General features: G+C 66.4%; 20 protein-coding genes and 1 tRNA gene. 12 read left to right on the top strand and 9 right to left on the bottom strand.

The window, feature by feature from the left end; all coding sequences use genetic code 11:
* The 4 genes from ACFVWR_RS01705 to ACFVWR_RS01690 all read right to left on the bottom strand — a co-directional run bounded on the left by ACFVWR_RS01705 (position 1) and on the right by ACFVWR_RS01690 (position 5,724).
* Positions 1–894: a carbohydrate ABC transporter permease gene (locus ACFVWR_RS01705; RefSeq protein ID WP_387207329.1), complete on the bottom strand. Its 894-nt coding sequence runs from the start codon at positions 892–894 to the stop codon at positions 1–3.
* Entirely contained in the window at positions 891–2,060 is a 1,170-nt protein-coding gene (locus ACFVWR_RS01700; RefSeq protein ID WP_387207328.1) for a carbohydrate ABC transporter permease, read from the bottom strand. Before ACFVWR_RS01700 ends, ACFVWR_RS01705 begins: the two co-directional genes overlap by 4 nt.
* A gap of 64 nt (positions 2,061–2,124) precedes the next feature.
* Positions 2,125–3,450, bottom strand: a complete 1,326-nt coding sequence (locus tag ACFVWR_RS01695) for an extracellular solute-binding protein (protein WP_387207327.1) — start codon at positions 3,448–3,450, stop codon at positions 2,125–2,127.
* Between the two features lie 276 nt (positions 3,451–3,726).
* Complete coding sequence (locus tag ACFVWR_RS01690) at positions 3,727–5,724, bottom strand: MDR family MFS transporter (protein ID WP_387207326.1); 1,998 nt, start codon at positions 5,722–5,724, stop codon at positions 3,727–3,729.
* A 312-nt stretch (positions 5,725–6,036) separates the two neighbouring features.
* Between ACFVWR_RS01690 and ACFVWR_RS01685 the strand changes: the two genes are divergently transcribed.
* Both ACFVWR_RS01685 and ACFVWR_RS01680 read left to right on the top strand, forming a co-directional pair.
* Positions 6,037–6,939 carry a DUF1287 domain-containing protein gene (locus tag ACFVWR_RS01685; protein WP_387207325.1) on the top strand — a complete coding sequence of 301 codons (903 nt, stop codon included), beginning with the start codon at positions 6,037–6,039 and terminating at the stop codon, positions 6,937–6,939.
* Positions 6,940–7,009: 70 nt separating this feature from the next.
* Positions 7,010–7,870: a M15 family metallopeptidase gene (locus ACFVWR_RS01680; protein ID WP_387207444.1), complete on the top strand. Its 861-nt coding sequence runs from the start codon at positions 7,010–7,012 to the stop codon at positions 7,868–7,870.
* Positions 7,871–8,264: 394 nt separating this feature from the next.
* On the opposite strand, the gene pgm is transcribed toward ACFVWR_RS01680, so the two are convergent.
* The gene (gene pgm, locus ACFVWR_RS01675) at positions 8,265–9,887 is read right to left on the bottom strand and encodes a phosphoglucomutase (alpha-D-glucose-1,6-bisphosphate-dependent) (RefSeq protein WP_387207324.1); all 1,623 of its coding nucleotides are present in this window, start codon (positions 9,885–9,887) and stop codon (positions 8,265–8,267) included.
* Between the two features lie 109 nt (positions 9,888–9,996).
* Here pgm and pheA point away from each other — a divergent pair, with 109 nt between their 5' ends.
* The 3 genes from pheA to ACFVWR_RS01660 are packed head-to-tail and all read left to right on the top strand — an operon-like array spanning position 9,997 to position 12,272.
* Complete coding sequence (gene pheA / locus ACFVWR_RS01670; protein WP_387207323.1) at positions 9,997–11,010, top strand: prephenate dehydratase; 1,014 nt, start codon at positions 9,997–9,999, stop codon at positions 11,008–11,010.
* A 41-nt stretch (positions 11,011–11,051) separates the two neighbouring features.
* Positions 11,052–11,963: a hypothetical protein gene (locus tag ACFVWR_RS01665; RefSeq protein WP_387207322.1), complete on the top strand. Its 912-nt coding sequence runs from the start codon at positions 11,052–11,054 to the stop codon at positions 11,961–11,963.
* A gap of 12 nt (positions 11,964–11,975) precedes the next feature.
* Positions 11,976–12,272 carry a hypothetical protein gene (locus ACFVWR_RS01660; protein ID WP_387207321.1) on the top strand — a complete coding sequence of 99 codons (297 nt, stop codon included), beginning with the start codon at positions 11,976–11,978 and terminating at the stop codon, positions 12,270–12,272.
* On the opposite strand, the gene ACFVWR_RS01655 is transcribed toward ACFVWR_RS01660, so the two are convergent.
* Positions 12,250–13,242, bottom strand: coding sequence for a diacylglycerol/lipid kinase family protein (locus tag ACFVWR_RS01655; protein WP_387207320.1), 993 nt, complete (start codon positions 13,240–13,242; stop codon positions 12,250–12,252). The genes ACFVWR_RS01660 and ACFVWR_RS01655 overlap by 23 nt on opposite strands.
* 67 nt (positions 13,243–13,309) lie before the next feature.
* Here ACFVWR_RS01655 and serS point away from each other — a divergent pair, with 67 nt between their 5' ends.
* The 4 genes from serS to ACFVWR_RS01635 all read left to right on the top strand — a co-directional run bounded on the left by serS (position 13,310) and on the right by ACFVWR_RS01635 (position 16,905).
* Complete coding sequence (gene serS, locus ACFVWR_RS01650) at positions 13,310–14,575, top strand: serine--tRNA ligase (RefSeq protein WP_387207319.1); 1,266 nt, start codon at positions 13,310–13,312, stop codon at positions 14,573–14,575.
* Entirely contained in the window at positions 14,572–15,375 is an 804-nt protein-coding gene (locus ACFVWR_RS01645; protein WP_387207318.1) for an HAD family hydrolase, read from the top strand. The genes serS and ACFVWR_RS01645 overlap by 4 nt, the downstream gene beginning before the upstream one ends.
* Before the next feature lie 95 nt (positions 15,376–15,470).
* The gene (locus ACFVWR_RS01640) at positions 15,471–16,757 is read left to right on the top strand and encodes an LCP family protein (protein WP_387207317.1); all 1,287 of its coding nucleotides are present in this window, start codon (positions 15,471–15,473) and stop codon (positions 16,755–16,757) included.
* A gap of 63 nt (positions 16,758–16,820) precedes the next feature.
* A tRNA-Ser gene (locus ACFVWR_RS01635) sits at positions 16,821–16,905 on the top strand.
* Between the two features lie 146 nt (positions 16,906–17,051).
* Here ACFVWR_RS01635 and ACFVWR_RS01630 read toward each other — a convergent pair.
* The 3 genes from ACFVWR_RS01630 to ACFVWR_RS01620 form a co-directional block, all read right to left on the bottom strand.
* A complete protein-coding gene (locus ACFVWR_RS01630; RefSeq protein ID WP_387207316.1) occupies positions 17,052–17,930 on the bottom strand; it encodes a hypothetical protein in 879 nt (292 codons plus the stop codon).
* 109 nt (positions 17,931–18,039) lie between these two features.
* Positions 18,040–19,158: a tyrosine-type recombinase/integrase gene (locus tag ACFVWR_RS01625; protein ID WP_387207315.1), complete on the bottom strand. Its 1,119-nt coding sequence runs from the start codon at positions 19,156–19,158 to the stop codon at positions 18,040–18,042.
* 18 nt (positions 19,159–19,176) lie between these two features.
* Positions 19,177–19,767: a helix-turn-helix domain-containing protein gene (locus ACFVWR_RS01620; protein ID WP_387207314.1), complete on the bottom strand. Its 591-nt coding sequence runs from the start codon at positions 19,765–19,767 to the stop codon at positions 19,177–19,179.
* A 961-nt stretch (positions 19,768–20,728) separates the two neighbouring features.
* On the opposite strand from ACFVWR_RS01620, the gene ACFVWR_RS01615 reads away from it, so the two are divergent.
* The 3 genes from ACFVWR_RS01615 (at position 20,729) to ACFVWR_RS01605 (ending at position 23,102) form a co-directional block, all read left to right on the top strand.
* Positions 20,729–21,268, top strand: a complete 540-nt coding sequence (locus ACFVWR_RS01615) for a hypothetical protein (RefSeq protein WP_387207313.1) — start codon at positions 20,729–20,731, stop codon at positions 21,266–21,268.
* Positions 21,265–22,365, top strand: coding sequence for a hypothetical protein (locus ACFVWR_RS01610; protein ID WP_387207312.1), 1,101 nt, complete (start codon positions 21,265–21,267; stop codon positions 22,363–22,365). Before ACFVWR_RS01615 ends, ACFVWR_RS01610 begins: the two co-directional genes overlap by 4 nt.
* An 86-nt stretch (positions 22,366–22,451) precedes the next feature.
* Positions 22,452–23,102: a hypothetical protein gene (locus ACFVWR_RS01605; RefSeq protein ID WP_387207311.1), complete on the top strand. Its 651-nt coding sequence runs from the start codon at positions 22,452–22,454 to the stop codon at positions 23,100–23,102.
* Positions 23,103–23,105 lie beyond the last annotated feature (3 nt).

The raw sequence follows: 23,105 nt of genomic DNA, 5'->3' as shown, positions 1-23,105 counted from the left end.
TTAGCCTTTCACCGCGCCGGCCATGATGCCGGAGACCAGCTGGCGGCCCGCGAGCACGAAGAGGATGAGCAGGGGGATCGTCGCCATCACGGCTCCGGCGAGCACGATCGAGTAGTCGACGTATTTGGCCGACTGCAGCTGGCTGAGCGCGACCTGCAGGGTCGGGTTCTGTGGCACGACGAGGAGCGGCCAGAGGTAGTCGGTCCAGGCGGTCATGAACGTGAACAGCCCGAGGATCGCCATGGCGGGGCGGGCGGCCGGAACGCCGACGTGCCAGAAGGTGCGGATCATGTTGGCGCCGTCCATTCGCGCCGCCTCGATGAGCTCTTCGGGGATCACGTCGATCAGGTACTGGCGCATGAAGAACACGCCGAAAGCCGTCACTAGGGTGGGGATGATCACCGCGCCGAGTGTTCCCGTCCAGCCGAACTGCTTCATCACCATGAACAGGGGGATGATGCCGAGTTGTGTCGGAACGGCCAGCGTGGCGATCACGAACACCATCAGGCCTTCACGTCCGCGGAAGCGCAGCTTGGCGAAGGCGTACCCGGCGAGTGTCGAGAACGCGACGACCGACAGGGTGATCACGCTGGCGACGATGATCGAGTTGCCGAGCGCGAGCCAGAACGGGATCGTGTCGAGCACCTGCCCGACGTTGGTCCAGAACTGTCCGCCGGGAAGCAGGGGCGGCCAGGTGGAGGAGAGCACGCTGCTCGGGCTCGAGCCGGCGACGAACGACCACCAGAGCGGGTAGGCGCCGCCCACGAACAGGGCGATGAGGAGGCCGTAGGTCAGGAATCCGGGGCGGCGGTCGATGCCGAGGGCACGGCGCCGGGGCTTCCGTTCTTTCGGTGCGCGCGCCGTCTCGCGGACGCGGGGAGCGGTGGCGGTCATGATCTCTTCTCCTCGGCGGCCGCCGCGAGGGCAAGGCCGCCTTCTGTCTGAGCGTCTGTGATGTCGGTGTCGGTGTCGGTGGCGGGGTCGCCGGCAGCGGCGCTCGCCGACTGGTGGCGCGCGATCTTCCGCGCCGTCCGCTTCTTGTGCAGCCTGTTCTCGGTGGATGCGATGCGCCGCGAGATCAAGAAGTTGAGCACGCCGAACAGCACGATGATGATGAACAGCAGCCAGGCGATGGCTGAGGCCCTGCCGAAGTTCTGGCGGTTGAACGCCATGTCCCACAGGTAGAGCACGGTGGTCTGATACTGCCGCTGCGGGCCGCCGGGTACGGCACTGGACGGGTTGAAGAGCTTCGGCTCGGTGAAGATCTGCAGACCGCCGATCGTGGCGGTGATGATCACGAAGATCATGGTCGGCCGGATGCTCGGCAGCGTGATCGAGAAGAACCGGCGGAAAGACCCGGCGCCGTCGAGCGCGGCGGACTCGTGGATGTCGCGCGGCACGGCCTGCATCGCCGCCAGCAGGATTAGCGCGTTGTAGCCGGTCCAGCGCCAGTTGACCATCGAGGCGATGGCGACGTGCGACGGAAAGGTCTCGGTCTTCCAGTTGATCGGCGAGAGGTGGAACGACTGCAGCAGGTTGTTGATGAGGCCGTACTTCTCGTCGAACGCGCTGGAGAAGATGAGGGTCACCGCGACCGGGGTCACGACGTAGGGGATGAGCACGCTCATGCGCCAGAAGGTCTTGCCCCGGATGTTCTGGTCGAGGATGGCGGCGATGAACACCGCGCCGATCAGCTGCGGGATGGCGGAGAGCAAGAAGATGCTGACCGTGTTGAACAGCGAGTTCCAGAAGAACGGGTCGTTCAGCTCGGTGACGTAGTTGCCGAGGCCGACCCACTCGCCGGGCCCGGTCAGCAGGTTCCACTTGTTCAGAGACACGACGAACGTGTAGACGAGCGGGAACAGCCCGACGAGACCGAAGAGGATGAAGAACGGCGCGACGTAGAAGTACGGCGACGCCTTCACGTCGAAGCGGTTCAGCTTCTGACGAAAGGTGAGTGCTCGACGGGCGTCGCGGTCGTTGCGGTCGGGGCGGCGGCGGTCGTCGCCGCGGCCCCTGTCGGACGCGCTCGTGGCGGGTGGCGTGGTGACGGTGGTCATGATCTCCCCAAGTGCGGGCCCTCGGATGCGGTGGTGCCGCATCCGAGGGCCCCGATGGTTCTGCTTACTTGTTGACGACGAGCTGGTCGAGCAGCTTCATGGCGTTGTCCCACGCCTGATCGCCGTTGGCCTTGCCGGAGTCGAGCTGCTGCACCGACGGACCGAACACCTGGGACTGGATGACGGAGTCGTCCGGTCCCTTGTACTGTGCGACGACGCCCTTCGCGCGCTCGGCGAGGATCGTGCCGAGGGGTGCGTTGTTGAAGAACTTCGTCAGGTCGCTGTCACCGGTGACACCCGGGTCGGACTGCGCCTCGGTGACCGAGGGGAACGTTCCGGCGGCCTGGAAGGTAGCGACCTGCGACTTGGCGGTGGTCAGCCAGGCGGCGAGGTCTGCGGCCTCCTTCGCGTGCTTCGACTGCTTCGGCACGGTCAGGAACGAGCCGCCCCAGTTGGCTGCGCCACCGGGGAAGACGTTGGCGAAGTCCCAACCGGTGGTGGCGTCTCCGCCGCCGGCCTTGACCTGGCCCTGAACGACGCCGAGCATCCAGCCCGGGCAGACGAACGTGGCGAACGAGCCGTCGGTGAACGCCTTGCCCTTGCCCCAGTCCCACTGGGTCTGGTTGGAGGAGAGGCCGGCAGCGGCGCCCGCGGCGAGCTGGCTCCACAGACCCTTGAGGTCGGCGTTGTCCTTGATGTTGAGGTCACCGTCGGTGGTGTAGTACCCCTCCTTCTGCTGGTTCACCATCGCGTTCCAGAGAAAGCCGGACTGGTCGTAGAACGGCTTGCCGGTGGCTGCCTTGTACTGCTCGCCGACCTTGAAGTAGTTCTCCCAGGTGGCGGAGTCTCCACCGAACAGCTTCGCGACGCCGTCGCGGTCGCTCGGCAGGCCGGCGGCGGCGAACAGCTTGCTGTTGTAGCAGAGGCCTTCCGGTCCGATGTCGGTGCCGTAACCGATGACGCGGCCGTCTTTGTCGGTGGCCTGCTTGAGCTTCCAGTCGACCCATCGGCTGTCGATCTTGGAGGCGCCGAAGTCTTTCAGGTCGTTGAACTGGTCGGAGACCTGCATGACCTTGCTGAGCCAGCCCTCCTCGACGGCCTGCACGTCGGGCAGTCCGCTTCCGGCGGCCTGCTTGGTCTGCCAGTCGGTCAGGGCGTTGTCACCGGTGTCGATGTTGGTGGCCTTGATCTTGATGCTGGGGTGCTCCTTCTCGTACTGCGAGTAGAGCTTGTCGAATCCCATCGTGCCGAACGTGGTGACGGTCAATGTGATCGGGTTCGAGCTGCTGCCGCTGTCCCCGCCGCTGGATGAACATCCTGCTGCGAGGAGGGCGAAGGATGCTGCGCCGGCGACGGCCGCAGCGACCTTGGTGCGTCGTGAGAACTTCACGGTCACTCCCTTGTGTGCGTGTGTGTGCGTGGTCTTGTGTTTCCTCGGAGAGAGCGCTCTCACGAAATGTCGTGAGAGCGCTCTCACGAGTTGCGTCAAACCATATGCATGCACTCGCCCCTGTGTCAACACGAGCGACGGTTCGCGCGGCGCCGGATCGACCCTCCAGCGGCCCGCGAAGCTCGATTCGCCGCGAGTCGGCACCCGGAAAACGGCGACGGCCGCCGACTCCGGAGGGGAGCCGACGGCCGTCAGGACCGTGATCTAATCGTGACCTCAGTCGGTCGCGGGATCGACCTTGGGGCGCTGCGCGCGAACGGATGCGGTGTTCGCGCCGGGCTCGATCAGGGCGCCGAAATCGTCGGCCGCGCGGTGGGCGAGCACGCCCGTGTCCAGTTCGGCGGCTTCGTCGTCTTCGGCCGCCGAGCCGAGCACGCTGGCGACACTGATGCGCTCACGCTCGGTCTCTGCATCCGCCTCGGCCTTGTCGTCGGCCGCCTCCTGCAGCGCCGACTTGGCGCGGAGCGGGGGAGCCTTGAAGAACAGGGTGAGCACGAACGCCAGCAGCACCACGATCAGCGCCACCCAGTAGACGGTCACCGCCGAGGCGTTGAACCCCTGGAGGAACGGCTTGGCCAGTCGCGGGTCTGCGCCCTTCAGGAACGACGTGTCGTTGAGGCTCGCGTTGCCGGCCGAGGAGGCATCGCTCGATCCGCTCGTCGGGTTGGCGTTGATCTGGTCGACGGCCTGCTTCACGACCTGCTCGCGCACGGCGTCGTTCGACAGGTCGGTTCCGGGCGGCAACTGAGCCTTGATCGGCGTCACGAACTTGTCGTAGGCGAGGGACATGATCTGCTTGTTCTCGGGTGCGTTGGCCACGGCCGGGTCGAGAGCCGCATCCAGAGCGCTGGTGAGCGTCGCGTCGTTCGTGAGCGAGTTCGTGAGATTCGCCGGGAACACCGAGAACAGCAGCGACAGCAGCACCGCGGTGCCGAGCGTTCCACCGATCTGACGGAAGAACGTGGAGGCGCTGGTCGCGACACCCATGTCTTTCAGGCCGACCGAGTTCTGGCTCGCGATAGTGAGCGTCTGCATCAGCTGGCCGAGTCCCAGACCGATGAGGAGCATGGCTCCCGCGATGAACCAGTACGAGTCGTCGTAGTGCAGGAACGTCAGGTAGAAGAACCCGCCGGCGAGGAACAGCGTTCCGATGACGGGGAACTGCCGGTAGCGACCGGTGCGGGCGATGATCTGACCGCTGGCGATCGAGGAGATCATCAGACCCAGGATCATCGGCAGCAGCTGCAGACCGCTCTCGGTCGGGTTGGAGCCGAGCACCAGCTGGAGGTAGAGCGGCAGGGTCAGCATGGCGCCGAACATCCCGAAACCGACGAACACACCGATGATGGTCGCCATCGAGAACGTGGACGAGCGGAACAGCTTGAGCGGGATGAGCGCGTCGTCTTTCATCGCCATCTCGATGAAGATGAACGCGATGATGCCCACAGCTCCGAGCACGTAGCAGACGAAGGCGCCCGGGCTGTCCCAGCCCCACTCGCGCCCCTGCTCGGCGATGAGGAGCAGCGGGGCGAGCGCCACGATCACGGCCGTCGCACCCCACCAGTCGATCCTCACCGAGCCGGGTGTGTGCTTGGGCAGGTGCAGGAATCGCAACACGACGAGCAGCGCGATGACGCCGATCGGAACGTTGATCAAGAAGACCCAGCGCCAGCCGGCGATCCACAGGATCTGGTTCGCGCCGGCGAACAGGCCGCCGACCAGTGGGCCGATCAGGCTCGAGATGCCGAACACCGCGAGGAAGTATCCCTGGTATTTCGCACGCTCGCGGGGGGCGAGCATGTCACCCATGATCGCTAGCGGCATCGACATGAGGCCACCGGCTCCGAGACCCTGGATGGCACGGAACACGGCGAGTTCGATCATCGACGTCGAGAAGACGGCGAGGATCGATCCGGCCACGAAGATGACGATCGCGAGGATGAAGAGCAGGCGACGGCCGAAGATGTCGGAGAGCTTGCCGTAGATGGGCGTCGAGATCGTCGACACGATGAGGTAGCCGGTGGTCACCCACGCCTGCTGGCTGAGGCCGTGCAGATCGTCACCGATGGTGCGGATGGCGGTTCCGACGACGGTCTGGTCGAGAGCGGACAGGAACATTCCGGCCATGAGGCCGAAGATGACGAACAGGATCTGCCGGTGCGACATGATCGCGTTCGTCGGGGCGGCCGGGGCCGGGGATGCTTGGCTTGACATGAGTCTCCGAGTCGAGAGTCGTAGAAAAAGGGGACACCCGAGCCATGGGCATCACACCGATGTGGGCGCAAAGAAAAATTGCGGAGAGTGCAAAGTTACACCCTCTGTGAGCAGTGATCCAACACGATTCTCCCCCTGGAGTGGCTGTTCGCCCAGGGCGAACCTCGCGCCAGCGCTGGGATCGATGCGGACGCATGGAGCCGGTGTGCGCGCCACGCGCACCCCACTCAGGTGTCGCAAAGACTCGAAGCGTACCGTTGACGACAACCCGAACCGACCTCTCGCCCGCCACACCCCCGAAGGCCACGACGCATGCGTTCGATTTCACGATCATCCACTTCCCGCAGAATCCTCGCCATCGCCGGCTTCGCTGCGGCGACCGCTTTTGTGCTCACCGGATGCGCTGGCCAGCCGTCGCCCGCGGTCAAGGCTGTCGCCGGAACGGCTGAGACGAAGGCCCCTGCCGGCACGACGATCTCAACGGTCAGCCCCGCGGCCGGCAGCGTCTCCGGCGGCACCGTCACGATCACCGGAACCAACCTCGACGACGTGAAGACCGTGCAGATCGGTTCGCAGACTGCCGCCGTGCAGAAGGCGACGGACTCCAAGATCGTCGCCGTCGTGCCCGCCGCCACCAGCTTCCAGCCCGGTCAGGCGGCCGTGTCGGTCACCACCGCCGCGGGCAAGGCCGTCACCACCGGCAAGACGTACTCGTACGAGGTGTCCAGTCCGGTCGACAAGCAGCTCAACTACGCGATGACGTACTGGAAGAACTACAACACGGCCGAGTGGGGAGACCTCAACTCGGTGGGCGGCGATTGCGCCAATTTCGTGAGTCAGACCCTGATCGCGCGCGGGTGGACGCAGAACGACGACTGGTACAACAAGGATGCGGCCGGCGACTGGGCCCCCGCCTGGGGTTACGTGCCGTCGATGGATGCGTACTTCCGCGCGAATGCCGCATCCCTCGGCCTCACGGAGTATTCGTTCGACCAGCGCGACAAGATCAAGGTCGGCGACATCGTGATGTTCGACTGGAACGACAACGACTCCCTCGACCACGTGCAGATCGTCTCGGCCGTCGAGAACGTGAACGGCCAGGTCAAGATCAAGATGGTCGGCCACAACGAAGACAGCGACTACCGCGACCTAGACGACGCGATCACCGTCGACCACCCGGGCGGCATCGGTCACTTCTGGAGCCTGTCCAAGTAGCCCGTCACCCCTTTGCGGGGTACGCCCCGGCGTATGGGTGGTGTCGGCCCGGTCTAGGCTCGGCCGTGTGATGTTCGGTGCCGGGGGTGGGCGCCCCGCGATGCGGCGGGAGCGCGGGTCGAAGCGGGTTCGCGCGATGCGGCGGACGCCGCCGATGGTCGCCGTGCTGCTGTCCGCTCTCGTCGTGACCGGTTGCGCGGCTGGTCCTTCTCAGGCCGGAGTGCAGAGTCCTGGAGGTTCTCATCACCACACGCCGCATTCGACTCCGTCGGCCGAACGCCCGACGCCCACAGCGACTCCGACGCCGACCGTGATCGCGTTCGACAAGACCGCGCAGTCGGTGGATGACCCCGCGAGCCCGTGGGTCGTGGTGAACAAGCCTCGCCAGCTGAACCCGGTCGGCTATGTTCCCGCCGACCTGGTGTTCCCCGGCGTCACGTACATGAACCGGCAGCCCATGCGGCAGCAGACGGCGGATGCGCTTCTCGCCCTCTTCGCCGCCGGTCGCGCCGAGGCCGGTCTCGAGTTCTCGGTGCAGAGCGCATACCGCGCGTACGATTCGCAGGTGCGCGTCTACGACGACGACGTCGCCCGTAACGGGCGCGTTTACGCCGACACCGACACCGCGCGCCCGGGCCACAGCGAGCACCAGACCGGTCTGGCCGTCGACATCAGTGCCGTTCCCGCCAAGTGCTCGCTCGACGCGTGCTTCGCGCAGACGCCTCAAGGCGTCTGGCTGGCCGCGAACGCCTACCGGTTCGGCTTCCTGCTCCGCTACCCGGCCGACAAGGTCGCCGTGACCGGCTTCACCTTCGAGCCTTGGCATTTCCGCTTCGTCGGCGTTCCCTTGGCGACCGAACTGCACCGCACCGGCGTCACCACCCTCGAAGAGTTCTTCGGCGTCCCCGGCGGCACCCAGTACACCGGCTGACCGGCTGACCGGCCGACCTCGCGTGGCGGGGTCGCGCGAGTGTGGCCATCCCCAACGAGTGTGGCCACTGCGGTCGAGTGTGCCCGGCATACCGGCCACACTCGACCGCACCGGCCACATTCACGCTCGTCTCGACACCACCGGCCACATTCGCGAACCCGCTCGCGCGCAAACCGGCCACATTCGCGCCCAACATCCGCGCGACCGGGCTGGATGCGCATCCACCTGCCGACCGGCACGCACACCGTTCACTACCCGCGGCGGGCGGAACACGATGCGCGCCGCGCGTGCGCCGCGCGTCCGGCGTGCCAACGCGTGCGTGCACCGTGCGTGCCGGCGCGTGCGTTCACCGTGCGCGCCCACCGTGCATGCCCAGGCGCGCCGGCGCGCCGCGTCACGCCCCAGCCAGCGCCTCCCCGACGATGCGCTTGGCCTCTTCTTGCACCTCGCGGAGATTGTCGGCGCCGTCGAACGATTCCGCGTAGATCTTGTAGACGTTCTCGGTGCCACTGGGGCGTGCCGCGAACCAGGCCCGGGCCGTCTCGACTTTGACGCCGCCGAGGGCTGCGTCGTTGCCGGGGGCGCGGCTGAGCTTGGCCGTGATCGGTTCGCCGGCGAGCTCGGTCGCGGTGATCGCGTCTCCGTCGAGCTTGCCCAGAGCAGACTTCTCGGCGGGACTGGCCGGAGCGTCGACCCTCTCGTAGACCGGGTCGCCGAACTTCTCGGTGAGCTCGGCGTAGAGCTGAGACGGCGTCTTGCCTGTGACGGCACGGATCTCGCTCGCCAGCAGCGCCAGCAGAATGCCGTCTTTGTCGGTCGTCCAGACCGAGCCGTCGAAACGGAGGAAGCTCGCACCCGCGCTCTCTTCGCCGCCGAAGCCGACCGAACCGTCGATCAGGCCGGGAACGAACCACTTGAACCCGACGGGCACCTCCCACAGCCGGCGACCGAGCGACTCCGCCACGCGGTCGATGATGGAGGAGGAGACGAGGGTCTTGCCGACGGCCGCATCTTCGCGCCAGCCGGAGCGTGTGCGGTAGAGGTAGTCGATCGCGACGGCGAGGTAGTGGTTGGGGTTCATCAGACCGCCGTCGGGAGTGACGATGCCGTGCCGGTCGGCGTCGGCGTCGTTTCCGGTGAGGATGTCGTAGTCGTCTTTATGCTGAAGCACCGAGGCCATCGCCAACGGACTCGAGGGGTCCATGCGGATCTTGCCGTCCCAGTCGAGGGTCATGAAGCTCCAGGTCGGGTCGACCGTCGGGTTCACCACCGTGAGGTCGAGCCCGTAGCGCTCGGCGATCGCCGACCAGTAGTGCACGCTCGCGCCGCCGAGCGGGTCGGCGCCGATACGGATGCCGCTCTCTTTGATGGCCTTGACGTCGATAATTTTCTCGAGGTCGTCGACATAGCGCCCCCGGAAGTCGTAGGTTTCGACACCGCTCGGCTCGCTCATCCGTACATCCCGGAGCTCGTCGGCGATGAGCTCGTTCGCCCGCTTCGCTATCCAGCTCGTGGCGTCGGTGTCGGCGGGGCCGCCGTGCGGAGGGTTGTACTTGAAGCCGCCGTCGGTGGGCGGGTTGTGGCTCGGGGTCACGACTATGCCGTCGGCCTGGTCGTCGTGCCCTGCCCGGTTGTAGGCGATGATCGCGTGCGACACGGCAGGCGTGGGCACCCAATCGTCGAACTCGTCGACCAGCACGCGCACCTCGTTGCCGACGAGCACGGCGAGGGCCGTGGTCATCGCGAATTCGCTGAGCAGGTGGGTGTCGGCGCCGATGAAGAGAGGGCCGGTGATGCCCTGCGACGCGCGGTACTCGACGATCGCCTGCGTGGTGGCCGCGATGTGGTTCTCGTTGAACGCCGTGTTGAGTGAACTGCCTCGGTGCCCGGAGGTGCCGAACACCACCCGCTGCTCGGGGATGTTCACATCGGGCTTCAGCTCGTAGTAGGCACGGCGAAGCGCGTCGACGTCGATCAGGTCGGACTCCTGGGCGGGGGTGCCAGCTCGTTCGTTCATGCCCCCATCCTTCCACTCGGGGCCCGGCGCGCCAGAGGGGCTGCTCGATGATGTGCGTAAGTTTCTCGGCGGGCGAACTGTGGAGAAGCGCTTGGCTAAGCTGATCGCCATGTCCGATCCTGCCGAGCCCACCGCCGATCCGCTCTCCGCGCTCTCGACCGACGTAGACGACGCAGAAGAGGTCTACAGCTTTCTCGGCCCGTCCGGCACCTTCACCGAGGCTGCCCTCGCGCAGGTTCCTCAGGCCGTCGGCAAGAAGTGGCGCGCGGTCAACAACGTCGGCGAAGCTCTCGCCGACGTCGTCGCCGGTCGCAGTGTCGCCGCGATGATCGCGATCGAGAACTCGATCGAGGGCGGTGTGTCGGTCGCACAGGACGCACTCGCGACCATCCCCGGTCTGCGGATCGTGGGGGAGTACCTCGTTCCCGTCAACTTCGTGCTGGTCGCCCGGCCCGGCACGACGCTCGCCGACGTCAAGCTCGTGAACGCGCATCCGGTCGCCTACGGCCAGACGCACCAGTGGCTCGACGCGAACCTGCCCGATCACGGACACCTGCCCGCGTCGAGCAACGTGGCGGCCGCGTCGTCGCTCTTCGACGGCAGCCCCGCGGATGCCGCGATCGCCCCGCCCACGATCGTCGACCACCACGACGTCGTCGTGCTGGCGGAGAACATCGGCGACAACCCCAACGCGGTCACCCGGTTCGTGCTCGTCGGTCGCGACCGCGGCGTGCCCGCCCCGACGGGCGCCGACAAGACGAGCCTCGTCGCCGAGCTTCCCGACGACCGCCCCGGAAGCCTGCTCGATCTCCTCGAACAGTTCTCGACCCGCGGCGTCAACCTCAGCCTCATCGAGTCCCGGCCGATCGGCGACGCCCTCGGGCGCTACCGGTTCGTGATCGACGCCGACGGCCACATCCATGACGAGCGGGTGGCGGATGCGCTGCTCGGCCTCCGCCGGTTCAGCCCGGCTGTCATCTTCCTCGGCTCCTACCCTCGCGCCGACGGCGCCGCGGTCGACTACGACCGCCGCTACCGCGACGACGTGTTCACCGAGGCGCGCGAGTGGCTCGCGTCACTCACCGCCCCGGAACCGGGGCCGGACGCCGACCGCACACGCTGATCGTGCGGGGGTAGGCTGCGAGCCAGAAGCGAGGAGGCGCCATGGTTCTGAACCACGACCGTCGCGAGAGCGAGAGCGAGAGCGGCAGCGGTGCCGGCGGCGTTCCGGATGCGGTGGGCCAGTCCCCGAGCGCAGACGCGGCCCCGACCGCGCGCGCCACAGAACCGGCCGCACCGGCCGCAGCGTCCGCATCCTCGGAAGGCGCTTTCGACCCGAACTACGACCCGGCCTTTCAGCGCGGATACTCTCCCCGCCCCGGCGAGGAGAGCCGCACCCGCCTCCGCACCGTCGCCGACGACTCCCCGTTCCGGCGCCCGGCCGCCGGCGCCCCGGCCGATCAGCGCCCGCCGCGTGTTCCGCGCGCCCCGCGTGCGCCGCGCGACGACTCCTGGGCCGCATCCGACGCCGCGTCGCTCGACCGCGCCGAGGCCGAGGCAGCCGATGTAGCCGCAGCCGCAGCCGCAGTGTCCGGCGCGGGGTCGGCGCTGCCGCCCGAACTCGAAGCGCTCGGCTTCGGCGCATCCAGCGTTCCCTTCGACGACGACGAAGACGACGCGGCCCCCGACGGGTGGCGCCCGCTCGACCGCAGCGACACCGCCGTGGTGATCACCGGGGCGAGCATCCTCGAACGGGCCGAGCTGTCGCCGCGGCGCAACCCGTACTTCTTGGCGCTGTGGATCATGGGCGGCGGATTCGTGGTTCTCGGCGTCTTGCTCTACGCCGTCTCGGTCTACACCTCGTACACATCGACCGCCGACTCGCAAGACGTCTCGACGCTCGTGTTCAGCCAGGTCGGGTGGATGCTCGCCAGCCCTCTCGTGATGGTCGGCCTGGCGACCATCGTGGCGCTCGTGCTGCTCACCGCGCTCCGTTCGCGTACGCGTCGGCACTCCTCGGAAGCCGAGGGAGCAGCCGATCGGACCACGGCGCCGGGTGCCGGCGAGAGCTACTGAGGGCGGCTCCGGATGCCCGCCGCGACCCGCGCACTGCTCAGAACGTCTCGCCTGTTGGTGGCCGTGTCGATCGTGTTCGCCGTCGGCGCCGCGATCTGCGTGATCGTGCCCGTCGCGAACTACCCGGACGCCCGCACGTCGTACCTCTTTGCGGGATCGTTGTCGACAGGTCTGGCCCAGCTCTTGAGCGCTCCGACCGTCACGTTCGCGCTCGTCAGCGCCGTCGGTGCGGTCGTGCTGCGCGCCATCGCCTGGGAGGGTCGTTCGCCCGTGGAGCGGCGACCGGTCAGACCGCCGAGGGAACCCTGACCTTCAGCCCGCGCCGGTGGACCGTGAGATCCACGGCGACGACCTCGCCGAATCCGTCGCCGTCGAGCTCGAACGGCTCGGGCACCTCCACCGTCAGCTGCACGCTCCCGGAGCGCAGGTAGCTGAGCTCCGTGCGCACGGCGCGGTCGGTGATGCGGATGATCCGCTGACCGAGCGCCGTCTTGCGCAGCACCCGGTTCTCCCAGGTGACCTTGCGCCAGATCATCAGCCAGCCGAACATCGACTTGGGCTGCATGATCGCGATGTCGAGCATCCCGTCGTCGACCAGCGCGTCGGGGATGAGCACGATGTTGCCCGGGAGCGTGCCGCAGTTGGCCACCAGGATGGTGCTCACGTGCGCGGAGCGCGGTTCTCCGTCGTCGAGCGCGTAGCCGACGCGCACCTTCTGGGCCCGGGGAAGCGCGCGGAACCCGGCGTCGACGTAGGCGAGCCAGCCGACCCGGCGCTTGAGGCGCGGCCGGGTGTTCGCGATCATCGCCGCGTCGATGCCGAGGCCGACCATCACCAGGAAGGTGTGCTCCTTCTTCTCCCCGTGCACTCCGGTGGTGACCGCGAGCCCGATGTCGATCGCGCGCGTCGCACCCTCGAAGGCGATCGCGCACGCGACCTCGACGCTGGAGTGCGTGATCCCGATGTTGCGGGCGAGCAGATTGCCGGTGCCCGACGGCAGGATGGCGAGCACCGCATCCGTGTCGCGCACCGCTTCGGCGACCGCCCGCACGGTGCCGTCGCCGCCCGCCGCGATCACGAGGGTCGCACCGGCCGCGACGGCGTCGCGCGTCTGCTGCTGGCCTTCGTTCTCGACGGTCGTCTCGAACCACATCAGCGAGGCGACGCCGGCTCGGGCGGCGGCCGCTTCGATCGCCGCCTTCACCCGGGCGATGTCGACCTTGATCGGGTTGTAGACGACGGCGACGGGTCCGCTGGGGATGCTCGGCCGATCGCTCACGCGTTCACGCTACTCGTTCCCTGTGGATAACCCCGAATGCGTCGGACGCGCTCGATAAGCTGTCGGGGTGATCGATCCAGTGCTCCTCCGCGAAAACCCCGACGTCATCAAGCGATCGCAAGAGGCGAGGGGCGACTCCGTCGAACTCGTCGACCAGGCTCTGCAGGCAGACCGGGAGCGTCGGGCGGCGATCGCGGCCTTCGAAGAGCTGCGTGCCGAGCAGAACGCATTCGGCAAGCAGGTCGCGGCGGCGCCCAAGGAGCAGAAGAAGGAGCTCGTCGCTCAGGCGCAGAGCCTCGCGGGCCGGGTGAAAGAGGCGCAGGCCGCATCGAACGAGGCGGACGCTCGCTTCACCGAGGTGCTGCGCAGCATCGGCAACCCGATCATCGACGGGGTGCCAGCGGGCGGCGAAGACGACTTCGTCACGCTGAGAACCGTGGGCGAGAAGCCAACGTTCGACTTCGAGCCGCGAGACCACCTCGAACTCGGCGAACTGCTCGGCGCCATCGACATGGCCCGAGGGGCCAAGGTCTCCGGCGCGCGATTCTCCTACCTGCGCGGCGTGGGCGCCCGGCTCGAGATCGCGCTGATGAACATGGCGCTCGATCGCGCGCTCGCCGCAGGGTTCATCCCCATGATCACCCCGACGCTCGTGAAGCCCGAGATCATGCAGGGCACCGGCTTTCTCGGCGCCCACGCCGACGAGATCTACCACCTGCCGGCCGACGACCTCTACCTCACGGGAACGAGCGAGGTCGCGCTCGCCGGGTATCACGCCGACGAGATCGTCGACGTGACCGAGCCCATCCGTTACGCCGGCTGGTCCACCTGCTACCGCCGCGAGGCCGGCTCGGCGGGCAAAGACACCCGGGGCATCATCCGGGTGCACCAGTTCAACAAGCTCGAGATGTTCGTCTACACGCTGCCCGAAGCGGCGGAAGCCGAGCACGCCCGCCTGCTGCAGTTGCAGGAAGACATGCTGCAGTCGCTCGGTCTCAGCTACCGGGTGATCGACACGGCCGCGGGCGACCTCGGTTCGAGCGCCGCGCGCAAGTACGACGTCGAAGCCTGGGTGCCGACGCAGGATGCGTACCGCGAGCTCACCTCGACCTCCAACTGCACGACGTTCCAGGCCCGGCGGCTCGACATCCGCTACCGCACCGAGAGCGGCAAGACCAGCCCGGTCGCCACGCTCAACGGCACGCTGGCGACGACCCGCTGGCTCGTCGCCATCCTCGAGACACACCAGCAGGCCGACGGTTCGGTGATCGTGCCGGAGCCGCTGCGCCCCTACCTGGGTGGCCTCGAGGTGCTGGAGCCGATCGAACGGTGAGCCACGAGAACCGCATACTGATCGCGCTCGACGTCGACGGCACACTCATCCATGAAGACGAGACGGTCGGCGACGCCGTGCTCGCGGCTGTGGCCCGCGTTCGCGACGCAGGCCACGAGGTCATGCTCGCCACCGGCCGCAGCTGGGAGACCGCCCGCGGCATCCACGAACGGTTCGGCCTCGACAGCGAGTTCGTGGTGTGCGCGAACGGCGCCGTCACCATGAAACGCGACGACACCGCCGATGACGGTTACCGTCGTGAGTTCGTGGAGGTGTTCGATCCCACGGAGGTGCTGGAGACCATCCGGCCTTTCCTGCCGAGCGGCAGTTTCATGGTCGAAGACGGCACAGGGTTCCGGCGCTACACCGAGGGCATGAGCGAGTGGGAGCTCGCGAACGGCATCGAGGTGCCGTTCGAGGAGCTGACCCGTCATCCCGCCACCCGCGTCGTCGTCGTGTCTCCGCAGCACGACGAGGAGGAGTTCCTCTCCATCGTCGAGCGGATGGGCCTGCACAAGGTCACCTACGCCATCGGCTGGACGGCGTGGCTCGACATCGCTCCCGAAGGCGTGAACAAGGCGACCGCGCTCGAACGGGTGCGAGCGGCGCTGGACATCCCGCTCTCCCGCGTGGTGGCCGTGGGTGACGGCCGCAACGACATCGACATGCTCACCTGGGCGGCCGCCGAAGGCCGGGGCGTCGCGATGGGGCAGGCTCCGGATGAGGTCAAAGCGGTGGCCAATTCGGTCACGGCACCGGTCGTGGAAGATGGTTTGGCGCAGCTGCTCGATCACCTGTGATCAGCACTTCTTGCGCGTGTGTCCAGAAGTTTGCCAGGGTGATCTGCGACTCTGGAAAGCCGTGCGACGCACGCAAGACCCCTGGAAGGAAGTGAATGAGCGAGTTGCCCACCCGCGCCGAGTTGCGTGCGAAAGAGACATCGGCTGGTCCGACCATCGCGCGCCACGGCCGCTTGAAAGAGCATCGCCCGTTCCGTTTCATCCTCATGATGCTCGTCGCCGTGATCGGCGTCGTGTCGGTCAGCAGCGTCTCCGTGGCCGCCTATGCGCTGTGGGATGTGACCTCCAGCCTCAAAGCGCCGGTCAAGCTGGTCGACGCCAAGGGTCAGCCGATCCCGCAGGTGGGCGCGATCGACGGCGCCTTCAACGTTCTCCTCGCCGGAAGCGACTCGGGTGGCGGCAACGCCTCGTATGGTGAGCGCGGCGAGAACCTCAACGACGTGACGATGCTGCTCCACGTCTCCGCCGACCACAAGAACATGACGGTCGTGAGCTTTCCCCGCGACATGTACGTGCCCATCCCCGCATGCCCCGACGGCAAGGGCGGAACGTACGACGCGATGAGCCGCCAGAAGATCAACAACACGCTGGCCTACGGCGGCCTGGCGTGCACGGTGCTCACCGTCGAGAAGCTCACCGGCATGACCATCCCCTACGCAGGAGTCATCGAGTTCGACGGCGTGATCGAGATGTCGAACGCCGTCGGCGGTGTTCCCGTCTGTGTCGCCGGCGACATCACCGACCCATACACCGGGCTCGACGTGAAGGCCGGCCAGAACACTTTGCAGGGCAGCCAGGCGCTCGCGTTCCTGCGCACCCGCCACGGTGTCGGCGACGGTTCCGACCTCGGCCGCATCAGCAACCAGCAGGTGTTCCTCTCCTCGCTCGTGCGCACGATCAAGAGCGCGGACACCCTCTCGAACCCGGTGAAGGTCTACGGCCTGGCCAAGGCTGCGACGAGCAACATCAGTCTCTCCGAAAGCCTCAACAACATCGGCACGATCGCATCCATGGCGGTGGCGCTGAAAGACATCGACCTCAACAAAGTGGTGTTCGTGCAATACCCGAACCACTATGTCGACGGCGGCGTGGCCCCCACCGAAGACGCGGCCACTGCGCTGTTCAGCGCCCTCCAGAACGACCAGTCGATCGCGCTGACCGGCGACACCGGCGTCGGCTCCGAGGCCGACCCGAACGCTCCGGCCACCGACACCCCGGCGACGACCGCGCCCACCGACGGTTCCACGGCCCCCGCGACCGAGGCTCCAGCCGACGGTTCCACCGACGGCTCGACGGATGCCGGTGGCACGGTCGACCTCCCGTCGACGGTGCACGGCCAGACAGCCAACCAGTACACCTGCTCCAAGCCGTTCAGCGAGTAGCAGCGCCGGAACGCTCGGGCGCCGTCCGTTAGAATCGGTCGACGCCGGTTAGCGCCGGCGCCGGGAGGGCTGTCCGAGCGGCCGATGGAGCCAGTCTTGAAAACTGGTGGGCAGAAATGTCTCGTGGGTTCGAATCCCACGCCCTCCGCATGATGTAGAACTCCCTCTTCCCAGGAATTTGCTGGGAAACGGCGTCTCCCCAGCGATGAACCAGTGACGATTTGCGCACATTTTGCGCACAACTGGAGCGGCACGAAGCCCGCCTGATGAGCCTTTCCGGGGTCAGCACAGAGGTTATCGGCCGCGGAGCCAGTCCTCATCCGGCTCCCAGTCCAGCACGCTTTCGTCCGCCGGTTCTGGCTGAAGCTCTACTTGCCTGTTCATCGGGGCGAACGGTTCCATTTCACCCGACGCCTCATCGAGGAACAATCCACACACCGAACACCGGAACTCGGCAGGCAACCCGTAGACCTCATGAACGAACCACTCGCTGTCAAACTGTCCGTTGTGGTCGTAGATGCTCTCAGTGGTGATCTCCTCTGCTCGCTCGCGAATGTAGGTCAGCTTCCCCATTCGCTCGCACGCGGGGCACTTCCAAGGAGTCTGCTGCCAGTCGTGAGGAAGCCGAACGGGTACGGGGCGCCCTTCTAGGATGCTTAGCGCTCGCTCGCGATCCGTGTCAGAGAGTCCGGCGCTGAGGACGCTGACTGTATCTCGCGCCGCAGCTAGCTTGGTTGCGACTCGTCGCGACACTTCTGTGCTGCGAACATCGCGTAGTTCCCTTACAAGCGGTTGCAGCTCTTCACCCCAAAAGTCCTCTTCTTCCCATTCGATCTGATGAACGTGAAGGTCGCCCACGATACTGACGCAGGCGACTGCGGCTTCGGCGGCCGCCGATCGTCCAGTGAGAGCAGCATGCGCAGCGGCGTTACGCACTTCCATGACCGAATCGACTCGGGCAGCGAGATTGAGAGTCGGAAAGGCAAGCGAGATGTACCTGACCTGGTCGGTAAGCTTCGCTGTCCGGTGCGCTCGAAGATCGAGGCGTCCGGATTTATTGTGACGGGAAAGCGCGACCATGGATAATGGACTGTTTCGGTCGGCGAGCAGCACAGGATCAATGTGAGCCACGAAGGACGCAATCAAGTACTCCACGGCTGCTCCCAGCGCCATAGATGCCCGCCTAAGATCGCCATCGTCTTCGGCGGCGTGGCTAGTGAGACCCCGCCGCGCTTCGTCCTTTGCGGCGGCATAGAGGCCTTGCTCGAGCTGGGTTCGGTTGTCAGGGTTTGACTGCACGAGCCGATCTTGCCACTACCGCGTCCCTCAGCGCTCGGCCCACGGCCAAATCCAGAGCGTCCGCCACGGCGTCGAGATCGTCGTCGAAGAGGTCGGCGTATACGTCTAGGGTCATCGCGGCGGAGGCGTGACCCAGCATCCGCTGAACGGCTTTCACGTTCGCACCAGCGCTTACAGCCAGGCTCGCTGCAGTATGCCGGAGGTCGTGTACCGTCATCGGCTCGATTTCCGCACTCGCGAGGGCGGCCTTGAACCAGGTCCGTTCTCCGCGTGTCGCGCGCTTGAGGTGCTCGCCCAAGCGGCCGGGGAACAGGAGGTCGTTCGGCTGCTTATCGGCAACGACACTCGTGAGTGCGTCTGCAAGGAATGAGGGAAAGGCGACGGAACGCCGCTTGTGGGACTTAGGAGTGCCGACGATGGTTTCGCGGCCTACCTCGACTGCGTTCTCGGACACGACGATTCGTCGCCGCTTCAGGTCGACGTCGCGCACACGCAGTGCCGTCACCTCGCCCCACCGAAGACCGGTGTAAGCGAGCACCAGTATCAGCGCCTCGTGCTTACCGCTGGACCTTGCCAGATCGTGGACCTGCTGGTGGCTGAGGTAGCGGTGCGCTCGAGCGACCTTGCGGGGGAGTCGTGCCCCGCGCGCGACGTTGTTGGGGACGCGGCGATCGCGTACCGCAACGTCGAGGATGCCAGCGAGCACGCCGTAGGCGCGCAAGACAGTCGTCGCCGAACGTCCCGCGGTCAACGACGTGACCCATGCCTGAACGTCCGAGTGACGAACGTCTCCCACGGCGACGTTGCCCCATCGTGGTTGGACCTGGAGCCGCCACGCGATCTCGAGCGGGCGGAGCGACGACGGCTTCAGATGCGTCTGGTTGGCGAGCCACTCGACGCCCAGTGAGTTGATCGTTGTTCTCGCAGCGCTCGCGTCGATGTACTCGCCACGGGCCTTGCTCGTCTCGATGGATGCCAAGTACAACTCGGCGTCGCGTTTCGTCTGGAAGCCGCGCTTGGCGCCCTGCCGTCGTTCGGGCGTCCGGTACCGAACGACGTAGCGCTTGCCCTTGGCGCTTTCGTACGATTCGATGCTGCCCATCTGGCGTCCTCCCGCCGGTTATGACGCGTTGTCGGATCCGTCGGAGATCCCAGCATTAACTAACAGACCCGCCACGCGAGATGCTTCGCTGGTGACCCTGTCGATGCGATTCCGGACGTCGTCGCTGCTGCCGAGGAGGTCTGGATCACCGGATGCGCTCTGGACGTCCAGTACCATGCGCAGACGTTCGAGTTCTCGCCGGAGCGTCCCAAGCTCGCGCAGCGAATTCAGCACGTCAGTATCGACTCGCTCTGCTGCGAGCCTCGGCTTGTACGAGCTTGCCGGCGTTGCGGACAGCCAGCAATCGAATTCGGCAGCAGTCATCCCGTTGAACTGGTCGCTGAGGTTGGGAAGATCGAGTTCGGAGCTGGGGGAACCGATTGGCGCGAGCAGCATGCTCGGAGGAACCCCCAAGCCGCGAGCGATGTTCAACAGCTGACTAACGCTGATATCGGCCTTTCTGCCGGACTCGATGTTTTCCAGAACCGCCGCAGTGACATTGCCGCCGGGGATCGCATCCGCGAGCTCGCGGGTAGTGCGATAACCACGTTGGCGCCGCGCCAACTTGATACGCGCTCCGACGCCAGGTTCCGATCGATAATCCGTCATTTCGACAGAATAGCGCCTCGGTGCTTGTCAATCCAGCGAATAGCCGCTACTGTCAATTCAACAATCCAGGAGCTCCCGAGTTGTCGAACGGAGGAATTGAGATGACAGGAGAATTCATCCCACCAGAAGAGGTGGCTGACCTTACGGGCATGAGTCTGAAGGCCCTGGGCTATCTTCGCTGGCACGGCGGGGGGCCTCGGTTCTACAAGCCGACGCCGCGCACCATCCTCTATAAGAGGGCGGAGGTATTGGCATGGCTGGAAGCGAGCGCCCAGACGAAGACCGGAGTTCCCGCGTAGTCGAGCCGGCTCCGGTCGGCCCTGGCGTGATCCAGGACTTCGTGGATGGCTATCTCGTGCCGGTCGATCCAATGGGCAACTTGCAGTGCGATAGCTGTCAGTAGAACAGCTGGTTCACCTCGGCGTGCCATCCGCCTTCGTCCCCTATTCGGGGGTAGCGTGCGGCACCAAATGGAGCGGCTGATTCTTACCTCGATCACCGTGACGCTCGGCTCTCGATTCGAGTCAGGGCGGCGGTAACGCATCGTGACTGAGACTCCCGAGCTTCAGAGTCGAAGTCGCTTCTCCATCACCGAATCCGGGCGCGCCGCCCCGACCTCCCCGGCGACGCTCGGCCGACCCAAACACCCATCCGCACCGGCGCTACCCCGCGCCCATTCGCGCAATCTCACGAGCCATCCCGGCTCGAACCCGGTCCTTCGCAGTAGCCACCCCAGTCCAAGGAAGGTTGTGATCTCGTGGCTGGAGGAACCCAAGTCCGCACGCGGCCGGATGCTCTTCTCACCGAGCTGCTCCGTGAAGTCGACACGTTGCGACCGTACGTCCGTTTTCAATTGCGCGGCTGGCCGAATGAGGTCGAAGCCGTTCTACAGATCGCCCGGGAGACGGTCTGGCACCGATGCTCCGCATACGATCCCCAGCGTGGGTCGCCGCACGCATTCGTGTTCGGCATCACCCGTCATGTCGTGCTGCGGGAGATCGAGCGGAAGCATGTCTCGATCGACGACGTTCCGGACGACGTCGAGTCCGGCTCGGACATCGACCCCTTGGAGGCGATGATCCGGCGGTTCGACGCGCACCGGTGGATGGTGCTGGTCGCCGATTTCGTCGGTCCATCTGACTGGCACGTGATGAGCGACCTGAGCCTGGCAAACGGTGACGCCGAGCGGGTAGCAGGCGCGCATCAGCTGTCCAAACGTGGCGTCCGCACGATCCATGACCGAGTGTGCCAGACCGCACGAACTGTGCTCGCCGCGCTCGCGGCCGCAGACGCGGGACTGCCAATGACGGGGTCCGTGATCGTCTCGTGCGTGCCCGAGACCGGTGGGTTCCGTGAGGTCGCGGGGATGATCGGTGACGACGCGGGCACCATCGCCGCGAGATTGCACATCCATCCCGGCTCTGCGCGGGCGCGGATAGCGACAGCGAAGCGGTTGCTGATGATCGCCCGATCCGTCCTGGAGCAGGAGGTGGCGGCGTGATCGGCGTCGGCACCGCTGCGGCGCAGGCCATCGCTCATCCGAAGACGACCCGGAACCTCCTGATCGTCGCGGCGGTCATCGTCCTGATCGTCCCTGTCGCGCTCGTCGCCGTCCCGGTGTCGCTGGTGCTCGCAATGGGCGCGAGCGGCTTCGGTGGTGGGGGAGTGTGCGGCGGATCCGCCCCGTCCGTCGAAGCCGGCCAGAACGTCGACGGGTACGGAACGGGGCAACTGAAGATCGCAGCAACGATTATCGTCGTTGGCCAGCAGATGAGCGTTCCCCCGCACGGCCAGACTCTCGCGTTGATGGTCGCCATCGGCGAATCCGGGCTCCGCAATCTCGACCACGGGGATGCCGTCGACAACACGACCATTGGCGTCTTCCAGCAGGGCGCCGGCTATGGGACCCCTGCGCATCGGATGGACCCGGCGACCGCGGCCGCCGCGTTCTACACACGCATGCTGCACGTCCCGGACTGGCAGACACTCGCTCCGACGCTCGTTGCGCACGCGGTCCAGATCAACGCCGACCCGTACCACTATGCGCGGTTCTGGACACCGGCCGAGCACGTGTTGGCGGCTCTGTCCGGCGCGAGCGCGGGTACCTGCGAAGTGCCAGCGGACGCCCGCGCTGCGGCCGCGGTCCTCGTCGGTGCAATCCAGGCGAAGACGCTCAACTTCCTTGAGCCGCGCTACCAGCAGCAGGTCATCAACATGGCCGACGGGACCGCGACACCGGACTGCACGATCGATGCACACGTGCTCCAGCTGATCGTCGTCGCCGTCCAGTCGTTCCAACAGGTCGGAATCAGCGACCTGAACCGGCGCTGCACGGGCATGACCCCCGGCGCCGGAACCAAGTCGGCGCACTGGAAGGGCAAAGCGGTGGACTTCTACGCGATCAACCGGCAGTCCCTCACCGGCGCCGACGCCCTCTCAGTCCAGCTGATTCACGTGCTGGACCCGTACGCCCCTCACGGGTCATCGGCTGGCCAAAGCGACTGCCGCGCACGCGCTGACGTTTCGCTGGGCCTCCTGACGAACATCACCAGCGACTTCCCCGATACCTGCAACCACCAACACATCCAGGTGCCCTGACCAAAGAAGTCCGGAGGTGCGCGCCAAAAACTACGCCGAACCGGAAGTTCTAAGTGAAGGCGCCCACGAAATCGAGGTGAATCAAGATGAACAAGAGGCTGATCGCAATCGCGGCACTCTTCCCATTCATTGTCCTGACGGGCTGCGCAGCAAGCGCTCCCGCCCCGAAGCCTTCGTTCACGACCGTCGCACCGGCCGCCCCCACCGCGACTCCGTCCGACGCGACTCCCGCAGCTGACGGCATCGTGGACACCGTCTACGTGAAGGTCTTCCCCGGGAAGACCTTCAAGGCGAAGCACGGCTGCCGATGCACCCTCCCGGATTCGAGCCAAGAACTGTTTCCGATAGGGACGCCGGTGATCTTCGTGAAGTTCACGATGACCGGCGAATGGAAGCCATCGCAGGGAAACCAGACCTACCAGGACGTCACAGGTACCACGCTCAAAGGCACGCAGTTCGACGGACGTCCCGAGCCGGCCGTGCTCGACACCGCCGACGGACCTGCGGCCGCCAAAGCCGCCGGGCTCGCGTGGCTGCCGAGCGGGCTCTTCCGCGACAGACCTACTTGGACGATCCCGAACGACAAGGAACGGTCCTTCGGCGCCGCCTGGTACCTGCCGGCCGGCGTCGACCGGCTTCTCCTCACCATGAACGTCCCCTCCGAGGGACGACCGCTGGGTCTTACCGTCCCGCTGCCCGTGTCCGCGACGGGCGCGGCCAATGCGAGTGGGGAGTAGCCC

The sequence above is a fragment of the Leifsonia sp. NPDC058292 genome, assembly GCF_042880955.1.
In the GTDB taxonomy this organism is placed as follows: domain Bacteria; phylum Actinomycetota; class Actinomycetes; order Actinomycetales; family Microbacteriaceae; genus Leifsonia.
This window is presented reverse-complemented; position numbering and strand designations above follow the sequence as displayed.

Excerpts from the sequence above, each read along its gene's own strand:
- ACFVWR_RS01660 (WP_387207321.1), top strand. The coding sequence starts at position 11,976 with ATGCCCGCCGCGACCCGCGCACTGCTCAGAACGTCTCGCCTGTTGGTG.
- pgm (WP_387207324.1), bottom strand. The coding sequence starts at position 9,887 with ATGAACGAACGAGCTGGCACCCCCGCCCAGGAGTCCGACCTGATCGAC.
- ACFVWR_RS01680 (WP_387207444.1), top strand. The coding sequence starts at position 7,010 with ATGTTCGGTGCCGGGGGTGGGCGCCCCGCGATGCGGCGGGAGCGCGGG.
- ACFVWR_RS01640 (WP_387207317.1), top strand. The coding sequence starts at position 15,471 with ATGAGCGAGTTGCCCACCCGCGCCGAGTTGCGTGCGAAAGAGACATCG.
- ACFVWR_RS01685 (WP_387207325.1), top strand. The coding sequence starts at position 6,037 with ATGCGTTCGATTTCACGATCATCCACTTCCCGCAGAATCCTCGCCATC.
- pheA (WP_387207323.1), top strand. The coding sequence starts at position 9,997 with ATGTCCGATCCTGCCGAGCCCACCGCCGATCCGCTCTCCGCGCTCTCG.
- ACFVWR_RS01700 (WP_387207328.1), bottom strand. The coding sequence starts at position 2,060 with ATGACCACCGTCACCACGCCACCCGCCACGAGCGCGTCCGACAGGGGC.
- ACFVWR_RS01605 (WP_387207311.1), top strand. The coding sequence starts at position 22,452 with ATGAACAAGAGGCTGATCGCAATCGCGGCACTCTTCCCATTCATTGTC.
- ACFVWR_RS01665 (WP_387207322.1), top strand. The coding sequence starts at position 11,052 with ATGGTTCTGAACCACGACCGTCGCGAGAGCGAGAGCGAGAGCGGCAGC.
- ACFVWR_RS01690 (WP_387207326.1), bottom strand. The coding sequence starts at position 5,724 with ATGTCAAGCCAAGCATCCCCGGCCCCGGCCGCCCCGACGAACGCGATC.
- ACFVWR_RS01625 (WP_387207315.1), bottom strand. The coding sequence starts at position 19,158 with ATGGGCAGCATCGAATCGTACGAAAGCGCCAAGGGCAAGCGCTACGTC.
- ACFVWR_RS01620 (WP_387207314.1), bottom strand. The coding sequence starts at position 19,767 with ATGACGGATTATCGATCGGAACCTGGCGTCGGAGCGCGTATCAAGTTG.
- ACFVWR_RS01630 (WP_387207316.1), bottom strand. The coding sequence starts at position 17,930 with ATGGCGCTGGGAGCAGCCGTGGAGTACTTGATTGCGTCCTTCGTGGCT.
- ACFVWR_RS01705 (WP_387207329.1), bottom strand. The coding sequence starts at position 894 with ATGACCGCCACCGCTCCCCGCGTCCGCGAGACGGCGCGCGCACCGAAA.